We start from the raw sequence: 20,412 nt of genomic DNA, 5'->3' as shown, positions 1-20,412 counted from the left end.
CTTTGCTGGTCCAAGCACACAATGTGTAAGAAAGCTCCTCATTGTTGCACTCTTATGACTTTGTTAACCTGGCCAGAATTACATCCAAAATGTGCTGATGATTGTCCTTTCTGGAAACCTCGTCACGCTCCTGGCAAAGTGCTTCCTCCCCTTCTGATGCGAGAATTTTAATGCCACGCTCAGTACATTCTGCGAACGCACTAAACTGACTCGCACTAGGAATCTCTTGAAACGTCACATTGGGAAGAGCAACAAGTGATTCGGCTGGTGTCAGTGCGGGATGTAGCCGATCAGAAGCGTCACCACGGTGATAGCATTGTTCATCAAGGCCAGAGTTTCAGGGACAAAAGTTTTCGTTAGCTCAGGGTTGATAACGACGACCGATTTCAGTTTGTTTTCAGACTGAAATCGGGGAAATTTTTGATCCGGGATGCTGGTAATATCAACGTTATTTTCACGTAACCAATGACAGTCTACATTGGTGGCGTTGTGACACGATGTTCGATATTTCTCCGGGCTTATTTGCGCTCCGGAGAGCATCAGCATAGATGTGCCGCCCAGAAAAAAGCCGACCCCCTGCACTGCATCAGTATCTACGCCTCCGGACAGTATCCCGACCGAACTTAATTCGTTCAGCCCAAGCACCAAATCACTGGTTCTGAATGTGATTTCATCAACAGCCATTTCTGCATTGATTTCGTTCGGTAGGAGGCTTTGGTACCACAACGACATAACCTTGTTGCGCCAGGCTCGAGGCTATCCAACCACTGTGGGAAAACGCTGACCGTGTTCCGCCCTGCGACAAAAGCACAACGGGAAATTTTCCACTTGCTAAAGGGGCATCTAACTGCGTTTCGACTGATTTAAAAATGTTCCCCCTACCAAACGTGAAATTGTTTTTTTCGTTCGTTGTGGGATACCAATAATAGACTTCTACTGGCTTATCTCTGTCTTCACTGAATCCCGTTTTGATTGTTAGCGCAGAATGGTATTTCGGCTCATTCGTACTGGCGCTGGCACTAACACACAATGTAGCGAGTAGAAAAGACATTATTATTTTGGTTTTCATTTTTCCCTCAGCCGGTCAACACATTATTCTGCACGGCATCTAGAAAAATAACGCGCAGGAGATTCTCCATATATTTTGCGAAACATAGCAATTAAGCTATTCATAGTCGAGGTAACCCAAAGAAAATGATAGACCGCTCCAGCTAGAGCCTTTCTTTTCAATAATTTTCTGCGGATATCCACCATGCAGAAGTTTGTACTTTACTCATTGTAAACGACTAATCATTGCCTCTTAAGGCAACATTAGAAAACCAACCGTATTCACAATCCATAACTCCATAACTCCATAACTCGTAGTTACACCGATGTATATCTAAGTGAGCCGAAGCTTCATTGCCCATCCAGTGCCCTTTGCATTTTTATAGCAAGGTAGCCAAGCACCATTTTATGACGGACCATTGCTGCCTGCGCTAATGCTTTTGTTTTGTATCGTAACTGATTTGCTTACTGACGTTCTTTAGTTGCACTCCTACCTTATTAAAGGCCTTTTGAATAGTTGTGGAAACATGCTGGCGGCCCTCTCCTTCAAAAAAGTTAGCTCGATCTTGCTTCGTTTCGAAGACGCAGACTATTTCTAAGCTTTGTGGAAAAGAAGAGAATTTGACGGTATGAGTCACCCAAAGAAAGCCATCGTAGCCTTTTAGCGTATCTTCACAAACTTCGGTCAACACTTCTCTAATTAGATTCTCGACCTTCTTATCTGATTTGCGCATAAATTAAACTTCATTCCTATCTAACGCCTTTAATTAGGTTTCAGTGTACATTGTCTTAAACAGTATTTGGCAGTGGTATTTAGTCAATAGCCTGTAGATGAGGTTATTCGCACGAAGATTTACCGACCTACTCGCTTCGAACTACATCTTACGCTGTTAAAAATAAGCGCTTTGCAACTCTACAAAACGCTTCTAACTTATTAGATTATTTTAAGTGTGTTTCAAGGAATGCAGAAACCTTGTCCATTGCAATGCCGACTGCTTCTGGATGGTCATACAGTTCATAGTGAGACCAATTTTCCAAATTAACCAGCTGTCGGTCTTTTGATTGAACAGAGCGGCCATAAATTTCTTGTCCATCACGATATGCACCAAACGCTCCTACTTTCTGACCAACAACGGTCATAACAGGCTGAGTCAATAACGTTTCTGCGAATGCGAAAGCATCCCAACTCAGTGTTTTCTGTGCATGTGAAAACAACATACGAGTTGCACCACCTTCGGTTTGTCCACGTGGCGTTTTATAGTATTCGGTCGCTTCGAACACGTCTCGTTCTGTTAACCCATTTTCTTTTGCAAATTCAACACTTGGAGGAAGAAGTTCATTGATTTGCAGCTCTGAGCCGCGAGCTTCGGCTGTTCTCTGTGCAGCCATAGCTTCAAGATTGGCGATAGGATCGTACATACTAAAGCCTTCACGGAACAAGCGGCCTAAGTTGACAGGCGTAATACCTACGACAGCTTTCAAGCGCTTTTCGGTTAGGGCTGAATTGATGATGTAACCACCACCGCCGCAGATACCGAGTCCACCAATTCTATTCTCATCGACATAAGGTAAAGTCACTGCATAGTCGATAACGCGACTGATATCTTCAACACGTTGACTTGGATCTTCTACGTAGCGAGGCAATCCCCCCGACTCTCCTTGGAAGCTCGCATCAAATGCGATCACGACGTAACCTAACTCAGCAAGAGCTTTACCATAGACAGCGCTGGATGTTTGTTCTTTACAACTACCAAAAGGATGAACGCTTATCATTGCTGGGTAGCGTTTCGATTCATTGAAACCTTCTGGGAATAAAATTAATGCAGACATATCCCAAGCCATATCAGCATTTCTGAAAGTGATTTTTTGCATGTTCATAATCAATACCTTAAGAGTAAAAAGCCTTGAGAGTAGAAAGGCTCAAAGCAATCGAGCCTTTCATCGCGAATATTAAAGAGTGCGTTGGAAGAAAGATGCGAGTTGGGATACTGCGTCATCGACGTATTCGGCAACATCATAAAGCGACATATGGTTTGCACCATCAATGACATACAAGGTTTTATCTGTAGTTGCAGCTCGGTCAATCAGGTCATCACTCATCCACTTGCTGCCTGCATCACTACCAACGACAGCAAGAATTGGCTGAGTTAGGAATGCTTCCGCTTTGTGGTACGCATCGTAAGTAATGATCTGGTTTAAGTTACGAGTTAGAGCAAAACCCGGAGCATTTGGATGTTCACAACGTGGTGTGTGGTAATACTCCCATGCTTCTCGCAGTTCTGCGTTTGGTGCATCTTCTTCACGCATCGGAGCGAGAGGAATGATTGCGTATTCAGAGCCATTAGCGTCAGTCGTGCGCGCATTTGAACCAAACTCTAAGTAACCAACGGCGTCAGCATCGTTAACCGAATTATCCCAACCATTACGGAACATTTGGCCAATGTTTACGGCACTAACCATACCCAGTGCTTTGATTCGACGATCATTGATCGCTGCATTTGCACTATAGCCCGCACCAGCACAAATCCCCATTGCGCCAATTTTATCGTTATCGACGTACTCTAACGTTGTCAGATAGTCGACGACTGCGCTCACATCTTCAGTACTCGTGTAAGGGTTTTCCATTTGGCGAGGCTCACCTGTACTTTCACCTTGATACGAACGGTCAAACGCAATGGCAATTATGCCGCTTTTTGCAAGTTTACTCGCATATAGGCCTGCGGTTTGCTCTTTTACGCCACCACCTGGGTGTGAAACAACAACCGCCGCATATTGTTTACTTGCATCAAAATCTGTAGGGAAGTTGATAACCGCTGAAATCTCAATACCTTGACCATTGAGATTTTTGAAAGTGACTTTAGACATAGCGACATTCTCCATTAGAGGTTAACTGTTCATCTCAGGCTGACCTAAGCTTCGATGTAATATTAGTCAACACACTGTTTCGGATAAATATCGTTTTATCTACATGACTGTTTAGTTATACTTAACAAATGAGAATAGAACCTTCTTTAATTTCATCACTGACGTGGTTTGCACATATTGCTCGCCATCGCAGTTTCACTAAAGCAGCCTTAGAAATGGGGGTAACCCGTGCTGCCTTATCACAACACCTAAAAGCGTTAGAACAACAGCTACAAGTTCGGTTAATTAATCGAACCACCAGAAGTATGTCGCTGACGGAAGAAGGCCAACGTCTGCTTGATATTTTGCAACCTTCATTGGTGAACATTGAGCAGGTCGTTAACGAATTGAACGACTCTCATCTTGAGCCTTCGGGATTAATCCGTATCAGTGTATCAAGAACCGCTGCTCGGCTGCTTATTGAGCCCTATCTAGGTGAGTTCCTCTCTCGTTATCCTAAAATACGCCTAGAGCTAATCATGGATGATGGGTTTTCTAACATCGTCGCAGAAGGCGTTGACGCTGGCATTCGCTTAGGATTAAGCTTAGATGAACATATGGTTGCGATCCCTATTACTCCGCCGTTAACAACGGCAATAGTGAGCTCTCCTGAATACTTTAGGCAAAATGGACTACCTCAAACTCCTGAGGATTTAGAAGATCACAATTGCCTTGCTTATCGTTTTACCTCTAGCGGAACAATTGATCATTGGTCGCTAACCTCTCCAGATGTTGCAAAGCGCACCCTCGTTTTCGAGCCTAAAGGCAATGCTATTTTTAATGATGACTATAGTATGTTACAAGCTGCAATACAGGGTGTGGGTTTAGTGAAGCATATTGATTTATGGGTGGAAAAGCACATAAATGAGGGAAGATTGACCCGAGTTCTGACACCTTGGTGCAAAGAGTTTCCAGGGTTTTATTTGTATATACCTTCACGAGAGCATATGCCGAAAAAAATCCGCGTCTTGATGGATTTTTTAATCGAAAAGCGCGAAGCTCTGAAACCCAAAGAGTAATTGTCAAATTGCTTTAAGTAAAAAAAGCGAGCACGAGGCTCGCTTTTAACTTTCTGTTTTCGTTATATATTACAATAGCTCAACCGATTGTTTGGCTATCACAAATTCCTCGTTAGTAGGAATAACAAGAGCTTTGGCACCTAACAACTCAGATGTTGCAATAACACCTGCGTTACCAAATCTTGCATCTTCGTTACCTTTCTGATCTTCAACAAAACCTAACAGTTTTAGGTTTTTCAAGATTTCACGACGAATTGGTAGTGAGTTTTCACCAATACCACCAGTGAAGATGATGCCGTCTAATGAATCCAGAGCCGCGAGGTAGGATGTAATGTATTTCGCAACGCGGTAAGTGAAGATCTCAAATGCCAACTTCGCACGTGAATTCCCCGCTTCCATTGCTTCTAGTACGCCACGAGCATCACTTGTCACACCAGATACACCTAAGAAACCTGACTTCTTGTTCATCATCTCGAACACTTCGTCTTTTTCCCAGCCTTTACGGAAAAGGAACTCGATAACACTTGGGTCGAGGTCACCACAGCGAGTGCCCATCATTAGGCCAGCTAACGGCGTCAAACCCATACTTGTATCAACACATTCGCCATTTTTAACCGCACTCACTGATGCACCGTTACCTAAGTGCACAGTGATAAAGCTGCTTTCTTCAACCGGCTTATCTAGCATTTTCGCTGCTTCACGGCTTACGTAGTAGTGGCTTGTGCCATGAGCACCGTAACGACGCACTTTATGCTCTTCGTAAAGCTCGTAAGGAAGTGCGTACATAAAGGCTTTGGCTGGCATTGTTTGGTGGAAAGCAGTGTCGAATACAGCAAATTGAGGCAGTGAAGGGAACGCCGCCATTGCCGCTCTCATGCCTTCAGCGTTCGCTTTGTTATGAAGTGGTGCAAGTTCAGCAAGGCGCTCTACTTCTTGAATAACTGTTTCATCAACTTTCACAGTTCCTTTAAAGGTTTCACCGCCTGCGACAATGCGATGGCCTACAGCGACAAATTTTGAGCTCAAACCTAGAGTTTCGAGTAGTTTTACCACTCGCTCAACAGCGTACTGATGATGGTTACCGCCAGCTGGAATTGCTTCAACGGTTTTTTCTCCCTGATATTTCCAACTGATTTCAGCTTCAGGTAGACCAAAACACTCACCAATACCTGATACCAAAGCTTCACCGGTTTCAGAATCAATAACAGCAAATTTTAATGAAGAGCTACCAGAGTTGATCACCAGTACAAACGAATTAGACATGAAATAGTTATCCTGTTGTAGAGCAGAGGTTGTAATAGCGCTTGTGCGCTGCGTACTTCTTGTTTGCCCCTCTATTATTCAATAATTTTTTAATCTTTCAACAATCTTTTAGTAAAAGCGATTTGATTGAACAAATTTTGTTGATCTGTAGCAAGTTTTGATTTTATTTGAAGACTAAAAAATATCACTTGTTAAACATAATTTATGAATAGGTCAATTTGTACAAAGTCAGATATATAAGCTACGTTGTTTATTGGGTGAACAAAAATAACAAACCAATCAATAAATCGGGGTAATAATGTGCCCACTATTGCATTTCTATTAGTGATCTTAGGTTTGATTTTGCTCTGCTGGGGATGGCAGATGACAAAAAACATCTGCTCGAAAACTGACGTAACCGGGTGGACTTTCCTATTATTGTTAATCAGCTGTTTCATTTTTGCTTATGCCGTTTTTTTGCACGCTATCATGCAAAAACCTATTACTTCTCTCTTAGAAACGGGGGTTTCTCTTATACTTTTTGGCGGCAGTATCTTTGTCGTGCTGGTGATTAAGTGGAGCAACGATTCGATATTAAAGCTTCATACTGTTGCTGAAAGAGAGAAGCGCAATGCCGTCCATGACGCTCTTACTGGGCTCCCTTATCGTAAATACTACTTTGAGTCTATCGAAGACATGACACAACCTGAAGGCCAATGACTGATTCAAATTATGAGATAACCTCAAAAACGTCGAAAGATTGATAATACGCTTCAAGGTAAGCTGGTTAATTTCTTTTCACAGCAAGCCGCACAGAAGGCTCCCGCTCTATCGTTGAGAACACGATTGCGCTAGCACATGGATTAGGGTATTCGGTCGTAGCAGAAGGCGTTCAAGACATGGACACACTGCATTTTTTGAGAAATCGAGGCTGTGACATCATTCAGGGTTACTTGTTCTGTCCTGCCCTGCCCTTAGACGAAGTAATAAGTTGGGTAAACAAACACGATGAAAAGCAAAACCGTATTAGACGCGCATAAAAAAGCCGAGCGCTTTGCTCGGCTTTCAATTCTTTGTGTAGCAACTTAAACCGTCGCTTTAATCACTCGTGATTATGCGTCTGTACGACGGCCACGACCGTGACCACGTTCACCACGATGTGCACCACGGTGATCACCACCACGGTTGCGATCGAAACGACGTTCGCCACCTTCGCGATTGCCATCGCGGTTGCCGTCACGGTTACCGCGGAAGCCACCTTCGCGACGACCGCCTTCACGACGATCACCACCACGATTGCCGCCTTCGCGGTTGCCACGGTAACCACCGCCATCACGACGACCACCATCGCGACGACCACCGTCACGGCGACCACCACGAGACTCGCGGAAATCATCGAAATCACATACTACAGCACCAACATCTTGTTGACGGATACGTAGTTTGCTTAGCTTGTTCGCCGCGTCTGAAGTCATTGCTTTAGGTAGCTGTACGAATGTGTGGCCTTGAGCTAGCTTGATCGCACCGATAGAACCTTTACCTAGACCTAGTTCGTTTGCTAGAGCGCCAACGATGTCTTTAACTTGAACGCCTTGCTCACGACCAACTTGAAGCTGGTAAGTATCCCAGTCTTGGTTGTTGAAGTTACGACCGCCATCGCGACCACCTTCACGACGCTCTTTACGACGTTGCTTGTCACGCTCAATTGCTTCAACCATTGGGTCTTCGCCAATGTAGAACAGAGGACGTTTGCCTTGCTGACGCTTAAGAAGCATAGCAGCAAGTGTTGCTGGGTCGATGTCTAGAGAAGTTTGTAGTTTCTCTACCAACTCAGCAAATTTGTCTAGTGCTTTGTGCTCTTTCTCTGCTTCAAGCTCAGCGCCTAGCTTAGCTAGACGAGCTTCAGCAACTTGGTCACGTAGAGGAAGTTGGATTTCTTCCATAGATGACTTAGTTACACGCTCGATAGTGCGAAGCATACGAATTTGGTTAGTGCGAACTAGAAGGATCGCTTTACCCTTACGTCCAGCACGGCCAGTACGACCGATACGGTGGATGTATGACTCAACATCAAATGGGATGTCGTAGTTGAATACGTGCGTAATACGTGGAACGTCAAGACCACGAGCTACAACATCAGTTGCAACTAGGATGTCAATAACACCTTGTTTGATGTGATCAACAGTACGCTCACGTAGAGACTGAGGAATGTCACCGTGCAGTGCAGCTGCTTTGAAGCCACGTGCAGATAGCCAGTCAGCCAGACGCTCAGTATCTTGACGAGTACGTACGAATACGATTGACGCGTCAGTTTCTTCAGTTTCAAGAAGACGAGACATTGCTTCATCTTTCTCTACACCTTTCACTACCCAGAACTGTTGTTGAACTTTGTCTACAGTGTGGTTTTTACCAGCAACGTCAACCGTTACAGGGTCACGAAGGAAACGTTCAACGATCTTCTTCAGCATTGGAGGCATAGTTGCAGAAAACAGAACGCGTTGTGCTGACTCTGGAGCGTGCTCCATGATCGCAGTTACGTCATCTACGAAACCCATGTTTAGCATTTCGTCTGCTTCATCAAGAACGAAAGTACTAACTTCGTCTAGGTGTAGACGTTCGCGATTGATAAGATCTTGAACACGGCCTGGAGTACCGACAACTACATGAGCGCCACTTTTAAGAGCACGCATTTGGTCGACAATAGATGCGCCACCGTAAATCTCTAGAACTTTCAAACCTTTGATGTTTTTACCAAGGTTTTTCATTTCCGCTGCAACCTGAATTGCCAGCTCACGAGTCGGAGCAAGTACAATCGCTTGCGGTTTGCGTTGGTTTAGATCGAGTTTGTTGAGAAGAGGCAGAGAGAACGCTGCTGTTTTACCTGTACCTGTTTGAGCTTTACCCAGCGCGTCAGCACCTTCCAATAGGTGTGGGATTGCCGCAGCCTGAATTGGAGTTGGTGACACGAAACCCATTCCGTCTAGAGCAGAAAGGATAGAATCATTCAGAGATAAATCACTGAATTGAATAACAGAATCTTGCATTGGGATCCTACTTAATTAAACAAAAAAACAGTCCCATATGCTCTTCCAATTCGATACTGATCCATCCAGATACTGATTCCATTCAGACGGGAACACAGCACAGTACACAACCGCGATAAGCCATTAGGGACGACTAAGGGAGGCGGATTATTCCTTAAAAGCATAAAAAAATCCAGAAAAAATTGAATTACATCACAATTTATTCTCAACAATGGTATTTTTAGCATATTTTTCCACCAACCCTACCATTCCCCGTAGATTCGCGTAACTCACAGATGAGAATTTCATCAATATTTAAGCCAATTTCTCGTGGTTAAATTGGCAAAATTCACGGCGAAATTACGCTCCACAGGTAGTAATAATAGCTCGCAATGATTATAGTGTGCCCAACTCCATAGGTAATTTAAGAAAAGATGTTTCAAGATAACCCACTACTCGCTCAGCTTAAGCAGCAAATCCAAGAAAACCTGCCTAAAAAAGAAGGCTCAATAAAAGCCACAGATAAAGGCTTTGGCTTTTTGGAAGTGGACAGTAAGACGAGCTTCTTCATCCCGCCTGCGTACATGAAAAAGTGCATGCACGGTGACAAAGTCGTCGCCATTATCCGCACCGAAAATGAACGCGAAGTTGCAGAGCCACAAGAGCTGCTGGAACAAGCCGTGACTCGCTTTATTGGTCGAGTAAAAATGTTCAAAGGCAAGCTCAACGTAGCACCTGATCACCCACAGCTTAAAAAGCTATCTCTTAAAGCGAAACTAAAGAAAGGTCTAAAACCTGACGAGTTCGCCGAAGGTGATTGGGTTGTCGCACATCTTATTCGCCACCCTCTAAAAGGCGATAACTCTTTCTTCGTAGAAGTTTCTGAAAAAATCACTGACGCGAATGATAAAATTGCGCCTTGGTGGGTAACGCTTGCTCAAAACGATCTACCAAACTCTGAGCCAGCAGGCATCGATAACTGGGAACTGAAAGACGACGCGGAGCTAGAACGCGTAGACATGACTCATGTTCCATTCGTCACTATCGACGGTGAATCGACTAAAGATATGGACGATGCGCTGTACGCGAAGAAAACTGTATCTGGCGATTTCGAACTCACCATCGCTATTGCGGACCCAACCGCCTACATCACACCTGAAGATGAAATGGATAAAGTAGCGCGTGAGCGTGGCTATACTATTTATCTTCCAGGACGCAACATCCCGATGCTACCTCGCGATTTAGCGGACAACCTATGTTCTCTGATTGAAGGTGAAACCCGCCCTGCTATTTGCTGTACCGTAACGGTAAGTAAAGATGGTGTGATTGGCGACGATATTAAATTCTTCGCGGCAAACATCAAATCACATGCACGCCTAGCATACGATCACGTGTCTGATTGGTTAGAAAACGGCAGCTCTGAAGCATGGACGCCATCTGAAGAGATCGCGACCATCGTTCGTGATCTTTATGAGTTCTCTCTTGCTCGCGCTGAATGGCGTGAGAAAAACGCAGTGGTCTTCCCTGATCGTCCTGACTACCGTTTTGAGCTCAGTGAAGATAACGATGTAATCGCTATCCACGCAGACATGCGCCGCAGTGCAAACCGCCTTGTTGAAGAATCCATGATTACCGCAAACATCTGTGCAGGTCGTACATTACGCGATAAATTTGAAACAGGTGTTTTCAATACGCATGCTGGTATCAAGAACGAGAAGATTGAAGAAGTGGTTCAACTTGTCAATCCAGAAGGCCAGTTGGAGTTCACAGCGGAGTCTATTGCTACACTAGAAGGCTTTGCTGCATTGCGCCGCTGGTTGGCTGCTCAAGAAACGTCTTACCTAGATAACCGTATTCGTAAGTTCCAAGCATACAGTGAAGTGGGTAATCAGCCTCTGCCTCATTACGCAATGGGTTTAGACATCTATGCAACTTGGACATCACCAATTCGTAAATACGGTGATATGATCAACCACCGTATGTTGAAGGCCGTCATCCTTGGTAAAGAACCCGTACAAAAACCAGATGACCAAGTAGGCGAAGAGCTAGCTCTACATCGTAAACATCATAAAATCGCTGAGCGAAATGTCTCAGATTGGCTATATGCACGTACGCTTGCTGATGAGCCGAGCAAGAAAACTTGTTTCACAGGTGAGATTTTCGATATTAATCGTGCAGGCGCACGTGTCCGACTTCTCGAAAATGGCGCAGCAGCCTTTATTCCTGGTGCACTAATTCTTGATAATAAAGAAAGAATTGAGTGCAATGGCGACAACGGTACCATCTCTATCGATAAAGAGGTCGTATACAAACTTGGGGATACATTGGAAATTGTCCTTACGGACGTAAACCAAGAAAACCGCAGTTTAGTTGCAAAGCCAACCCAGGTATTCGCTGAACAACCAGCAGCACAAACAGAACAGACTGTAAGTGAATAATACCGAATGAAGTCAAAAGGCGCTCTATTGAGCGCCTTTTTTATTTGTTATGTAAAACGATAAGAAAGAGTATGCCGAACATTGAGATCATTCGCTTTAATCACTTCTCTGCGCGCAAAAGTGAGCGTTACACTGCAACACATAATGGGTTATATATTGTTGAAGAAGGTGCCCTATTAGTTCATCAACCTAATGGCGAGCAATTTGAACTTAAAGCCGGAGATTTCACACTCTATAACTCCGCAGATCTGAGCAGTGCAGAAGCCGTCTCTAGTGACGGAGGCTTTAAAGCACTGGCTTTAGTCTTCAATCCAAATATATTCTGTGACTTTAAGAAAGCGCACCCGATGCTACGTTCCAAAACGGAAGAAAGGCGCTTCTATCCTTTTTCAACGCAATCCAGTAGCGAAGTAGCACAATTGAAGGACATGTTGGTTAAGTTAGCGAGTCGCAATGCTCCAGACTACACACAAAGCCATATCGCAATGGCATTGCTGTCGTTGATGGTTGAGGTAGAGCCAAACATCCTATCTATCATAGATGATGCAAGTAGCCTGAGCGACTCTCAAAAAGCCATTAAGTACATTGAGGGTAATATTGAAAAAGACATCACGCTAGAAGGCTTAGCGGCTCATATGAGCATGTCCATCGCAACCTTAAAACGTCGCCTCGCCGCAGATGATCTTTCGTTTTCTCAGATATTAAAGGTGAAACGGATAAACTTCGCAGCAACCCAACTGCGCAAGTCAGAAAAATCAATAACAGAAATAGCGTTTGAGTCTGGTTTTAAAAGTGCAGCGCATTTCAGTACAGCATTTAAATCCGTTTACAACATGACCCCCAAAGACTTTAGAAACCAAGTCGTTAAGCCTAAAGTATAAATCATGTCGGCATTCGCATCCGTTGGGCTCACCCTATTCCCAAAAACACGCTTGAGGATCACGCTCCAATTCGTTGAGTAAGTCCTCAAGCATTCGGCTAAATGGAAGTGGCTTATAAGGCACCCACCTTAACAGCTCGTTGTGATATGTGGGAACATAGAAATACCAAAGTTGGTTGTCCTCATCAAACATGATCTTCGCGACGGGAGAAGTATACTCGCTATGCTGGGAGTCGAGGAGAAAATGCGCCCGATGAAGCTCAACGCCATTTTCTACTAGCTCATAGAGGCACTTGCCCTGTTCGACAGGCAAGTTAGCATTACGCGCAGAGCAGAGCGATTGAACTGATTTGTATAAACGACTTGTCGCCATTTGGGACACTGACATCAACGTTCTCCCGATGGATGATAGTTAGAGCTGCCGATCCTAGTATATAACCTTTACATCATCACCGATGGTAGTTATCTACCTAACTCAAGTATAAGATAGCTATATTATCATTTGCCCAGATTATCATCTCAGTCCACTTGGAAACGCTAGCTCCATCACCTCTTGACTAGAAACAATTCCCCTGTTTAGCGCTAACAGTTCACAAAAGTGTAACCTGAACGCAATATCATAAACTCTGCTTTATCCCGTATATGGAGTTTAATATGTTACGTTTTACTGTGGCGACGTTATTGGCCATAGCAGTCTCCCTCCCTACCATTGCAAAAGAAATCAACATCTCGGGTTCAACTTCGGTTGCTCGTGTGATGGATGTACTTGCTGAGGAATACAACAAAACACACCCAGACGATTACGTTGCTGTTCAGGGCATTGGTTCGAGTGCTGGTATCACCATGGTCAATAAAGGAGTAGCCGAAATAGGCATGAGCTCTCGCTATCTGACTGAAAGCGAAAAAGGTGAAGATCTCAATGTATACCCTATCGCTTATGATGGCCTCGCTGTTGTTGTAAACCGTACCAACTCTGTAGAAAACCTTTCTCAGCAACAGCTGTTTGATATTTACAAAGGTAAGATTAAGAATTGGAAAGAGGTCGGGGGCGCAGATCAGCCTATCGCGGTGGTTACTAGAGAAGCGTCTTCAGGTTCACGTTACAGCTTCGAAAGCTTGCTGGGACTGACCAAAATCGTTAATGATCGCCTTGTCTCGGATATCAGCCCAAACAACTTGGTTGTAAACAGCAACAGCATGGTAAAAACCATTGTTAACCATAACACTCGCGCCATTGGTTTTATCTCTGTAGGGTCAGTAGATCGCTCGATCAAGGCGATTCAGTTAGATGGTATTGACCCAACCTCGACAAACATTAGCAATCATAAGTACAAGTTGGCGCGACCATTCCTAGTGCTATACAAAGTAGATAAGATTAGCGATGCAGGTAAAGGTTTTATCGCTTTCCTTCGTTCAGAGCAGGGACAAAAAGCGATTGCAGATTACGGTTATACGCCAGTAAAAAACTTTAATCAGTAAAAATAAAAAAGAGAGCACCTTGATGCTCTCTTTTCCTATGTCGTGTTCTATCCGGTTTCGGAATTAGAAATGCAGTTGAATTACAGAGACCACAACCGCACCAGGTCGACGAATACCTTCAATTTCCACTTTAATTTCGCGCTCAATCTCCAAACCTTTTTTGATTGGCGTTACTTTTGTTAACGTGCTGACTGCACGAACATTATTGCCTGCTTTGACAGGGTAAGGGAAACGGACTTGGTTTAAACCCAAGTTAACTACCATTTTAGCTGTTGGGAACATTGGCTTGTCTGGATCAACTGAATCCGTCAGTTTAGGCAGCAATGCTAATGTTAAAAAGCCATGAGCGATAGTTGTCTTAAATGGAGATTCAGTTGAAGCACGCTCTGGATCAGTATGAATCCATTGCGTGTCTTCCGTTACCGCACCAAATTGGTTAATACGTTCTTGAGACACATGAACCCAATCACCAGTGTGAATAACTTCGCCAATTTTTTCACTTAACTCGTCATAAAGCTTTTGAGCCTCAGGTGCCATTACGATCGGTGCAGGTTGAGGTGCAACTTCTTCGTTGACGGCTGGCTGCTGGTGATCACGAACTTTTGAGAAAAGAAAGCTATTTTGAGCTTTCCCCAAAAAGTCACTCCAATAATCGCGTAACGTTGGAGACATCCAATTCATAAACTCGGATTGATGAGCAGAAATCGCATCAACTTTGTCTTTAAATAGATTTGTGACCTTCATAAACACCCTTAAGAATTCTAAGCACAACTGGCTATACCAGTTAATTTTGAATTAGTTCACAAAGTCTTGCAAATACTTTCGGGCGAACACATGTACCCTAAAAGCATGTTATGTCTTATATATCAGCAAGATAACAATAAAACACCATTTTATTGACGTGCGCCAATATAAAGTAAAAACTCTATAAATTGGTACTTTTTGTCCCTTTTTCACTCCGCTTTCAAACTTTCCAACATCACATCAGTGATCATAAAACAAGCAAACAGTACTTCTATTATAATTCAGCACTTTACAAGTCGGACTATGCTCCTTATTATACCGCCCACAACGGAGAGATGGCTGAGTGGTTGAAAGCACCGGTCTTGAAAACCGGCATACGTTAATAGCGTATCTAGGGTTCAAATCCCTATCTCTCCGCCACTTATTTAGAAAGCTCGCATTTATTGCGAGCTTTTGTCGTTTTAGCTCTTACAAAAACGAGATTTAGAAATCCTCTCTCGTAAACGAACCCAGCACTTCACTATATTCCAGTTAAAAGCCCGCTAATGTTTAGCGGGCTTTTAACTTCGATTTTCTAAAGTTTAAGCAAACTTTTTAATCATTTCAGACAGGTCATTGGTGCAATTTTGCACTTTGGTGTTCATATGATTCGTTTCAGTCATCAGTTCATACGATTCACTGTACTTTAAATTAAGCGACTGGATGTTTTCATTTATTTCATCCGTTACATAAACCTGCTCTTCTATCGCGACCGCAATTTGTTGGTTTCGTTCGACAACGTCTTGAACAAGGGATTCCAGTTGTTGAATGCTATCCAAAGCAGTACCTAACAATGTTACCGTTCCGGTCGACATTTCATTACCTTTCTCTAACGCAGAAACCGCTGATTTGCTCCCATTTTGAATCCCTTCAATGGCCGATTTAATCTCTGTTGTCGATTCCTGAGTTCTTTTAGCTAAGGTTCTCACTTCATCTGCTACAACGGCAAACCCTCTGCCTTGTTCGCCTGCCCTCGCGGCTTCAATTGCAGCGTTCAACGCTAATAAATTAGTTTGTTCGGCAATACCATTGATGACTTCAACAACGGTTCCAATTTGCTCGGTTTGTTGGTTCAAACGTATGACCACTTTAGATATTTCGCCGAGCTCACCCACCAGCTCTAGTACCGATTGGTTAACATTATCGATAACGCTACGGCTGTCTATCATCGTATTTTGCGCTTCTAACGTAGCCTCGGCGGTCGCTTGAGCATTATTTGATATCTCAGATGAAGAGGCTTGCATCTCGTTGACCGCTGTTGCGACCGAGTCAATCTCCACTTTCTGTGCGCTTAAGTTCTCCGTCACTTGCTGGCTATTTGTCGCAGCACTGTTAGCACTTGCGCGCGTTTCTTCGCAAGAGTCTTTTACAGACACGCCAACGCGCCCCAATAGCGCATTGGCAAATTGCTTACGCATCTTCATACCCAGCTCAATCTCAGCCAGATCGTTGATTCTTCCGCAATAAATATATTCCATGAGTGGATTGTTGAAGTCTTGCCTAGCCTGTTTAGCGAGCTTCTCAACTGGTCTGGTTAATACATAAATAGAGAAAACGGAAAGTAACGCAACAACGCCAAACGCTATCACTGGTGATTGATTCATTTGTAGAATGAGTAAGCCAAGAAGGTTTGAAATTAAAAGGAAGAAGGCCGATCTCATCCACAAACGTGTACGAGGAAGATACATTTTCCACGGCTTACGATTATTTCGAAGCTTCGAATACGCTTTTTCCGCTCGCTGGATGTGTATACGCTCAGGTTTAAATCTCACTGATTGGTATTCCACAACTTCACCATTAGATTTTATAGGAGAAGCAAACGCGTCAACCCAATAATAGCCGCCGTTTTTACGTCGATTTTTGACCATTCCCATCCAGTGTTTGCCAGTTTTCAGGTGAGTCCATAAATCTTTAAAAGCCTGTTTTGGCATATCAGGATGACGCACAACATTGTGGGGTTTACCGATAAGCTCCCCTTCATCAAACCCCGCTACTTCATTAAAGTTTTCACTGGCATATTTGATGTAACTGGAGGTATCGGTAATGGAAACTAGGCTGTAACTCGAAGGGTAATCGTATTCCGTTTCACTCATAAACATGTGTCCTTACATTGATTAATTAACAAACGGCAAATATGAATTTATCAGCATAACATTTACATGCATAATGATAGGTTGATTCAAAAATAAAACAAAATTATTGATAAGTTTACTTGTTACTTAATGACTCTAGTCGCATTTTTATCCTCTAATACAAGGCTTCGTTAATATGCACAAGACTGAGTGCTGTTCAAAATTAATACACAAAAGCGCTTCCGTACTGAGTTCGTAAATTGTTATAAGTAATCCACTAAAGCGAAAACAAGGAAGACAAACACAATGACTATTCACTTTCGTCAGCTTGCAGCCAAGAGAAACACGACACACTTGTTTATTGACGATTGGAAAATTAACACTCAGCAGTCTTGGGGGATATTCAGCGCGGATGGAGATATTGGCTCTCTGCTTGGAGACCTTATTTGTGATGAAATGTCACCAGATAGTGGGGAAATTGAGCTAAATGGGCTGTCCGTTGCGCAAGTGTCGTTATCAGAGCAACAGCGATTACTGGAAAGAGAATTAGAAAAGGATGATACGGATTTTCTTGATCGTATCGACCAAGGAAGCACTGTTTATTCATTAATCCTAGAGCAGAGCCAAGACACCAACTTAACTGAACAGCTAATTAATGATCTCGACCTAAGTCATCTTAAAGATAGTGGCTTCCGCGTTCTCTCTACCGGAGAAACCAGAAGAGTAATGCTCGCCCGAGCTTTAGCCACACAACCTGACTTAGTATTACTCGATAATCCATTTACTGGCTTAGATATTGCGCACCGAGCTGCCCTCGCTCGCTATTTACACTCGCTTTCTCAAAATGTGCAACTACTCATAACCTTCTCTCGCGAATCTGACATGCCTGAGTGGATCAATAGCATCGCGCTTTTCAGTGCAGGAAAGCTTGATAGTACAATGGATAAGTCCAGTTGGGATAATCATCCAATCATTGGACAAATAAAATCTCAGTCAGAGCAACAGAGTGAAGAAATGATGAGCTTGATACGTCAGCATCAGCACTCGACGCCATTCAACAACCCAATATTTGAACTAAAGAATGGGACTGTTGAATACACCGATAAGAAGATTTTTACTGACTTGAACTGGCGCATAGACAAGGGCCAACATTGGCAGGTCAAAGGCCCAAATGGTTGTGGAAAGAGTACCTTACTTGGATTGATCTTTGGCGATCATCCGCAATGCTACAGCAATGACATTGATATTTTTGGTAAAAAGCGTGGTACTGGCGAGACAATCTGGGAAATTAAGCAGCATATCGGTATGGTGTCTTCAGCGCTACACCTCCAATATCGAGTCAATTGCAGCGCATTAGAAGTCATTTTGTCAGGATTTTACGATTCGATTGGGTTGTATAACCAGCCAACTCGCAAAGAAATGGATATTGCAAACGAGTGGCTCGATATCTTACATATGAGCCAGTACAAAAAAACCTCATTTAAGCAATTAGAGTACGGTCAGCAGCGACTGTTACTGATTGCAAGAGCCATCGTGAAACAACCCACATTATTGATTTTGGACGAGCCGTATCAAGGGTTAGATTTTTTGGGTAGACGGTTAGTTAAGAACACACTTGAACTCATCGCTAGAGAGAATTTAAGCCAACTATTGTATGTGTCTCACTACCAAGAAGACCGCTTAGATAGCATCAAAAATGAGTTAGAGTTTGTGTTTGATGAAAATGCTCAGTGTTATAGAGCTAACGTCTACCAATCATAATGACTTCGCTGCGCAAGCTGCTCATAAGGTAATGGTTTGGAGTACAGGTATCCCTGATGATATCTCACTCCCATCTGCTTTAAGTGTTCAGCTTGCGCTATGGTTTCCACGCCTTCAGCGATCAATTGTACTTGTAATTCTTCCGCGAAATGAACCATCGCTTTTAAGACAGAAGCACTAAGGCTAGGAATACCAATGGTTTCGACAAAGCACTTATCGATTTTTAAGTAATCTATGCGCATGTGCTGTAGAAATGCTAACGAGGTTTGGCCAGTTCCAAAATCATCGATCAGCACATCAATACCATGCACTCGCAGCGCTGCAATGCATTTTCTCGCCTCTGAATCAATGAGCTGACGCTCCGTTATCTCTACCCCTAATGAGACTTTGTTTCGGCTCAACTGTCTGTCGAGCAATTGAATTTTTCTGATCGCGTTTGGTCCGACTAAATAACCAGGCGGCACGTTAATACCAAGGTGGACAGGCTGATCAAAGCCTAATTTACTGAAGTCCTCTGCCGCTTTATCCAGAACGAAATCAGTAAGTAAAAAAACCAATCCACTTTGCTCTGCCGCAGGGACAAACTCATCCGGAGAAATGAACCCCTTACTTTGATGCTCCCATCGCACTAGCGCTTCAAACCCGAATAACTGGCCGGTATCAACGTTAACTTGCGGTTGGTAATACAGGGTCAACTCTCCTCTTTTTATCGCTCTTTTAAGATCCAGTATCAAATTGCGATGGGGATCAATAAACTTATTCAACGCATACAAGCAAAGGTAGATAACGAAAATAATTGGAATTGAGTACAAAAAATAGGAAAGTGTTCTCTGTTTGACGAAAAGATCGCTGGCTTCGCTCAAAGCTTCATACTCAAACATTTGCGACGATTTGATACCGATAGGATTACTTCCCGCTCTTAATGCTCCTTCAGGTGAAACTTGATCATGGATAAACAGCGCAGAGCGTTTTAGGCGTAAATCGTTGTTAAACCCTATTGTTGCATTAAAGTAGTCATGATCGATAATCGTTACGGCTTGATAACCCCGCTCTCCCTCCGTTACCACTAGCAAGAACTGATCGTACAAGCTATCAACACTACCAAGCGCTAGCGTTTGTCCCTTGGGAAAGGCGATGTGCTCAGCTAACGGTTTAGAGATACTTCCCAATTTCGAAGAACAAGTAATGACTCCCTCTTTCACAATGAGCATTTCTTCAATATCTCGTTCAAACATTAAGCTTTGCTGGAGCTCTTCACATCGTTCAGGGTGTAGCAGCGCCGTGCGGTTTTCTGTCTCTATTTGGAATAAAATTTCATCTGCAATTTGCACATTTTTTTCTAATAAATGATTGAGATTGTTTTGCACGCTTTCACGAGCTAAATACAAAACTTCTCCAATAACCAAGGGAATAGGCAGAAGGAAAATGATGGCTTTTTTAAAAATCGCCTTATTCAGCATATAAAAGTAACCTTTTATAAAACCGATTTACTGAGATGGTACCTCGATTCCGATACCCGCTAGCAACTCACGTTTTTTAACATTATTTGTTTGGATTAACTCAGTATGCGAAACGCTGAGTAATACCGCAAACTAAACAATGTCTTATTCACTCCTGTTCCAATTTAGTATCAAGCGCCTCAAACCTGAGACTTTAATTCGACACCATGTTATGTCTATCGGTACTTGCGAAAGTCTTTACCGGTCTGTTTCTCATCATGTAAGAATTACCCATTAAAATTATTTTTCTTTTCTCAGTAATTAA

The 20,412-nt window shown here is 43.2% G+C and carries 16 protein-coding genes, 1 tRNA gene and 1 pseudogene; 8 read left to right on the top strand and 10 right to left on the bottom strand.

What is annotated here, in order from left to right:
• Window positions 1–270: 270 nt before the first annotated feature.
• The 4 genes from J4N43_RS18575 to J4N43_RS18560 all read right to left on the bottom strand — a co-directional run bounded on the left by J4N43_RS18575 (window position 271) and on the right by J4N43_RS18560 (window position 3,912).
• Window positions 271–684 (bottom strand): hypothetical protein, encoded by a 414-nt coding sequence (locus J4N43_RS18575; RefSeq protein ID WP_252094199.1) that lies wholly within the window; start codon window positions 682–684, stop codon window positions 271–273.
• Between the two features lie 794 nt (window positions 685–1,478).
• Complete coding sequence (locus tag J4N43_RS18570) at window positions 1,479–1,781, bottom strand: hypothetical protein (RefSeq protein ID WP_005375707.1); 303 nt, start codon at window positions 1,779–1,781, stop codon at window positions 1,479–1,481.
• Between the two features lie 205 nt (window positions 1,782–1,986).
• Entirely contained in the window at window positions 1,987–2,925 is a 939-nt protein-coding gene (locus J4N43_RS18565; protein WP_158159379.1) for an alpha/beta hydrolase, read from the bottom strand.
• A 72-nt stretch (window positions 2,926–2,997) separates the two neighbouring features.
• Window positions 2,998–3,912 (bottom strand): alpha/beta hydrolase, encoded by a 915-nt coding sequence (locus tag J4N43_RS18560; protein ID WP_158159380.1) that lies wholly within the window; start codon window positions 3,910–3,912, stop codon window positions 2,998–3,000.
• Window positions 3,913–4,040: 128 nt separating this feature from the next.
• Between J4N43_RS18560 and J4N43_RS18555 the strand changes: the two genes are divergently transcribed.
• A complete protein-coding gene (locus tag J4N43_RS18555; RefSeq protein WP_017821079.1) occupies window positions 4,041–4,970 on the top strand; it encodes a LysR family transcriptional regulator in 930 nt (309 codons plus the stop codon).
• Window positions 4,971–5,039: 69 nt separating this feature from the next.
• On the opposite strand, the gene J4N43_RS18550 is transcribed toward J4N43_RS18555, so the two are convergent.
• On the bottom strand, window positions 5,040–6,233 hold the full coding sequence (locus J4N43_RS18550; protein WP_017821080.1) for an acetate/propionate family kinase: 1,194 nt from the start codon (window positions 6,231–6,233) through the stop codon (window positions 5,040–5,042).
• A 468-nt stretch (window positions 6,234–6,701) separates the two neighbouring features.
• On the opposite strand from J4N43_RS18550, the gene J4N43_RS24660 reads away from it, so the two are divergent.
• Window positions 6,702–6,932: a hypothetical protein gene (locus J4N43_RS24660; protein ID WP_224721257.1), complete on the top strand. Its 231-nt coding sequence runs from the start codon at window positions 6,702–6,704 to the stop codon at window positions 6,930–6,932.
• 71 nt (window positions 6,933–7,003) lie between these two features.
• Window positions 7,004–7,252 (top strand): annotated as a pseudogene (locus J4N43_RS24655) (EAL domain-containing protein); the annotation flags it as partial.
• 72 nt (window positions 7,253–7,324) lie between these two features.
• On the opposite strand, the gene J4N43_RS18535 reads toward J4N43_RS24655, so the two are convergent.
• Window positions 7,325–9,256 (bottom strand): DEAD/DEAH box helicase, encoded by a 1,932-nt coding sequence (locus tag J4N43_RS18535; RefSeq protein ID WP_005375680.1) that lies wholly within the window; start codon window positions 9,254–9,256, stop codon window positions 7,325–7,327.
• 413 nt (window positions 9,257–9,669) lie between these two features.
• On the opposite strand from J4N43_RS18535, the gene rnb reads away from it, so the two are divergent.
• Window positions 9,670–11,673: an exoribonuclease II gene (gene rnb, locus J4N43_RS18530; RefSeq protein ID WP_158159381.1), complete on the top strand. Its 2,004-nt coding sequence runs from the start codon at window positions 9,670–9,672 to the stop codon at window positions 11,671–11,673.
• A gap of 71 nt (window positions 11,674–11,744) precedes the next feature.
• Entirely contained in the window at window positions 11,745–12,554 is an 810-nt protein-coding gene (locus J4N43_RS18525) for a helix-turn-helix transcriptional regulator (RefSeq protein ID WP_137282527.1), read from the top strand.
• Between the two features lie 33 nt (window positions 12,555–12,587).
• Here J4N43_RS18525 and J4N43_RS18520 read toward each other — a convergent pair whose 3' ends face one another.
• Entirely contained in the window at window positions 12,588–12,941 is a 354-nt protein-coding gene (locus J4N43_RS18520) for a DUF3024 domain-containing protein (RefSeq protein WP_017635751.1), read from the bottom strand.
• Between the two features lie 266 nt (window positions 12,942–13,207).
• On the opposite strand from J4N43_RS18520, the gene J4N43_RS18515 reads away from it, so the two are divergent.
• Entirely contained in the window at window positions 13,208–14,032 is an 825-nt protein-coding gene (locus tag J4N43_RS18515; protein ID WP_017635752.1) for a phosphate ABC transporter substrate-binding protein, read from the top strand.
• Between the two features lie 63 nt (window positions 14,033–14,095).
• On the opposite strand, the gene J4N43_RS18510 is transcribed toward J4N43_RS18515, so the two are convergent.
• On the bottom strand, window positions 14,096–14,776 hold the full coding sequence (locus tag J4N43_RS18510) for a MaoC family dehydratase (protein WP_158159382.1): 681 nt from the start codon (window positions 14,774–14,776) through the stop codon (window positions 14,096–14,098).
• A 329-nt stretch (window positions 14,777–15,105) separates the two neighbouring features.
• Here J4N43_RS18510 and J4N43_RS18505 point away from each other — a divergent pair.
• A tRNA-Ser gene (locus J4N43_RS18505) sits at window positions 15,106–15,196 on the top strand.
• Between the two features lie 161 nt (window positions 15,197–15,357).
• Here the strand turns inward: J4N43_RS18505 and J4N43_RS18500 are convergent.
• Entirely contained in the window at window positions 15,358–16,908 is a 1,551-nt protein-coding gene (locus tag J4N43_RS18500; protein WP_033907145.1) for a methyl-accepting chemotaxis protein, read from the bottom strand.
• Window positions 16,909–17,193: 285 nt separating this feature from the next.
• On the opposite strand from J4N43_RS18500, the gene modF reads away from it, so the two are divergent.
• On the top strand, window positions 17,194–18,648 hold the full coding sequence (modF, locus tag J4N43_RS18495; protein WP_158159383.1) for a molybdate ABC transporter ATP-binding protein ModF: 1,455 nt from the start codon (window positions 17,194–17,196) through the stop codon (window positions 18,646–18,648).
• Here the strand turns inward: modF and J4N43_RS18490 are convergent.
• Complete coding sequence (locus J4N43_RS18490; protein WP_005386194.1) at window positions 18,636–20,108, bottom strand: EAL domain-containing protein; 1,473 nt, start codon at window positions 20,106–20,108, stop codon at window positions 18,636–18,638. The two genes, modF and J4N43_RS18490, sit on opposite strands and share 13 nt — an antisense overlap.
• Window positions 20,109–20,412: the final 304 nt, after the last annotated feature.

The sequence above is a fragment of the Vibrio sp. SCSIO 43009 genome, assembly GCF_023716525.1.
Lineage (GTDB): Bacteria > Pseudomonadota > Gammaproteobacteria > Enterobacterales > Vibrionaceae > Vibrio > Vibrio alginolyticus.
This window is presented reverse-complemented; position numbering and strand designations above follow the sequence as displayed.

Excerpts from the sequence above, each read along its gene's own strand:
- J4N43_RS18575 (WP_252094199.1), bottom strand. The coding sequence starts at position 684 with ATGGCTGTTGATGAAATCACATTCAGAACCAGTGATTTGGTGCTTGGG.
- J4N43_RS18570 (WP_005375707.1), bottom strand. The coding sequence starts at position 1,781 with ATGCGCAAATCAGATAAGAAGGTCGAGAATCTAATTAGAGAAGTGTTG.
- J4N43_RS18565 (WP_158159379.1), bottom strand. The coding sequence starts at position 2,925 with ATGAACATGCAAAAAATCACTTTCAGAAATGCTGATATGGCTTGGGAT.
- J4N43_RS18560 (WP_158159380.1), bottom strand. The coding sequence starts at position 3,912 with ATGTCTAAAGTCACTTTCAAAAATCTCAATGGTCAAGGTATTGAGATT.
- J4N43_RS18555 (WP_017821079.1), top strand. The coding sequence starts at position 4,041 with ATGAGAATAGAACCTTCTTTAATTTCATCACTGACGTGGTTTGCACAT.
- J4N43_RS18550 (WP_017821080.1), bottom strand. The coding sequence starts at position 6,233 with ATGTCTAATTCGTTTGTACTGGTGATCAACTCTGGTAGCTCTTCATTA.
- J4N43_RS24660 (WP_224721257.1), top strand. The coding sequence starts at position 6,702 with ATGCAAAAACCTATTACTTCTCTCTTAGAAACGGGGGTTTCTCTTATA.
- J4N43_RS18535 (WP_005375680.1), bottom strand. The coding sequence starts at position 9,256 with ATGCAAGATTCTGTTATTCAATTCAGTGATTTATCTCTGAATGATTCT.
- rnb (WP_158159381.1), top strand. The coding sequence starts at position 9,670 with ATGTTTCAAGATAACCCACTACTCGCTCAGCTTAAGCAGCAAATCCAA.
- J4N43_RS18525 (WP_137282527.1), top strand. The coding sequence starts at position 11,745 with ATGCCGAACATTGAGATCATTCGCTTTAATCACTTCTCTGCGCGCAAA.
- J4N43_RS18520 (WP_017635751.1), bottom strand. The coding sequence starts at position 12,941 with ATGTCAGTGTCCCAAATGGCGACAAGTCGTTTATACAAATCAGTTCAA.
- J4N43_RS18515 (WP_017635752.1), top strand. The coding sequence starts at position 13,208 with ATGTTACGTTTTACTGTGGCGACGTTATTGGCCATAGCAGTCTCCCTC.
- J4N43_RS18510 (WP_158159382.1), bottom strand. The coding sequence starts at position 14,776 with ATGAAGGTCACAAATCTATTTAAAGACAAAGTTGATGCGATTTCTGCT.
- J4N43_RS18500 (WP_033907145.1), bottom strand. The coding sequence starts at position 16,908 with ATGAGTGAAACGGAATACGATTACCCTTCGAGTTACAGCCTAGTTTCC.
- modF (WP_158159383.1), top strand. The coding sequence starts at position 17,194 with ATGACTATTCACTTTCGTCAGCTTGCAGCCAAGAGAAACACGACACAC.
- J4N43_RS18490 (WP_005386194.1), bottom strand. The coding sequence starts at position 20,108 with ATGCTGAATAAGGCGATTTTTAAAAAAGCCATCATTTTCCTTCTGCCT.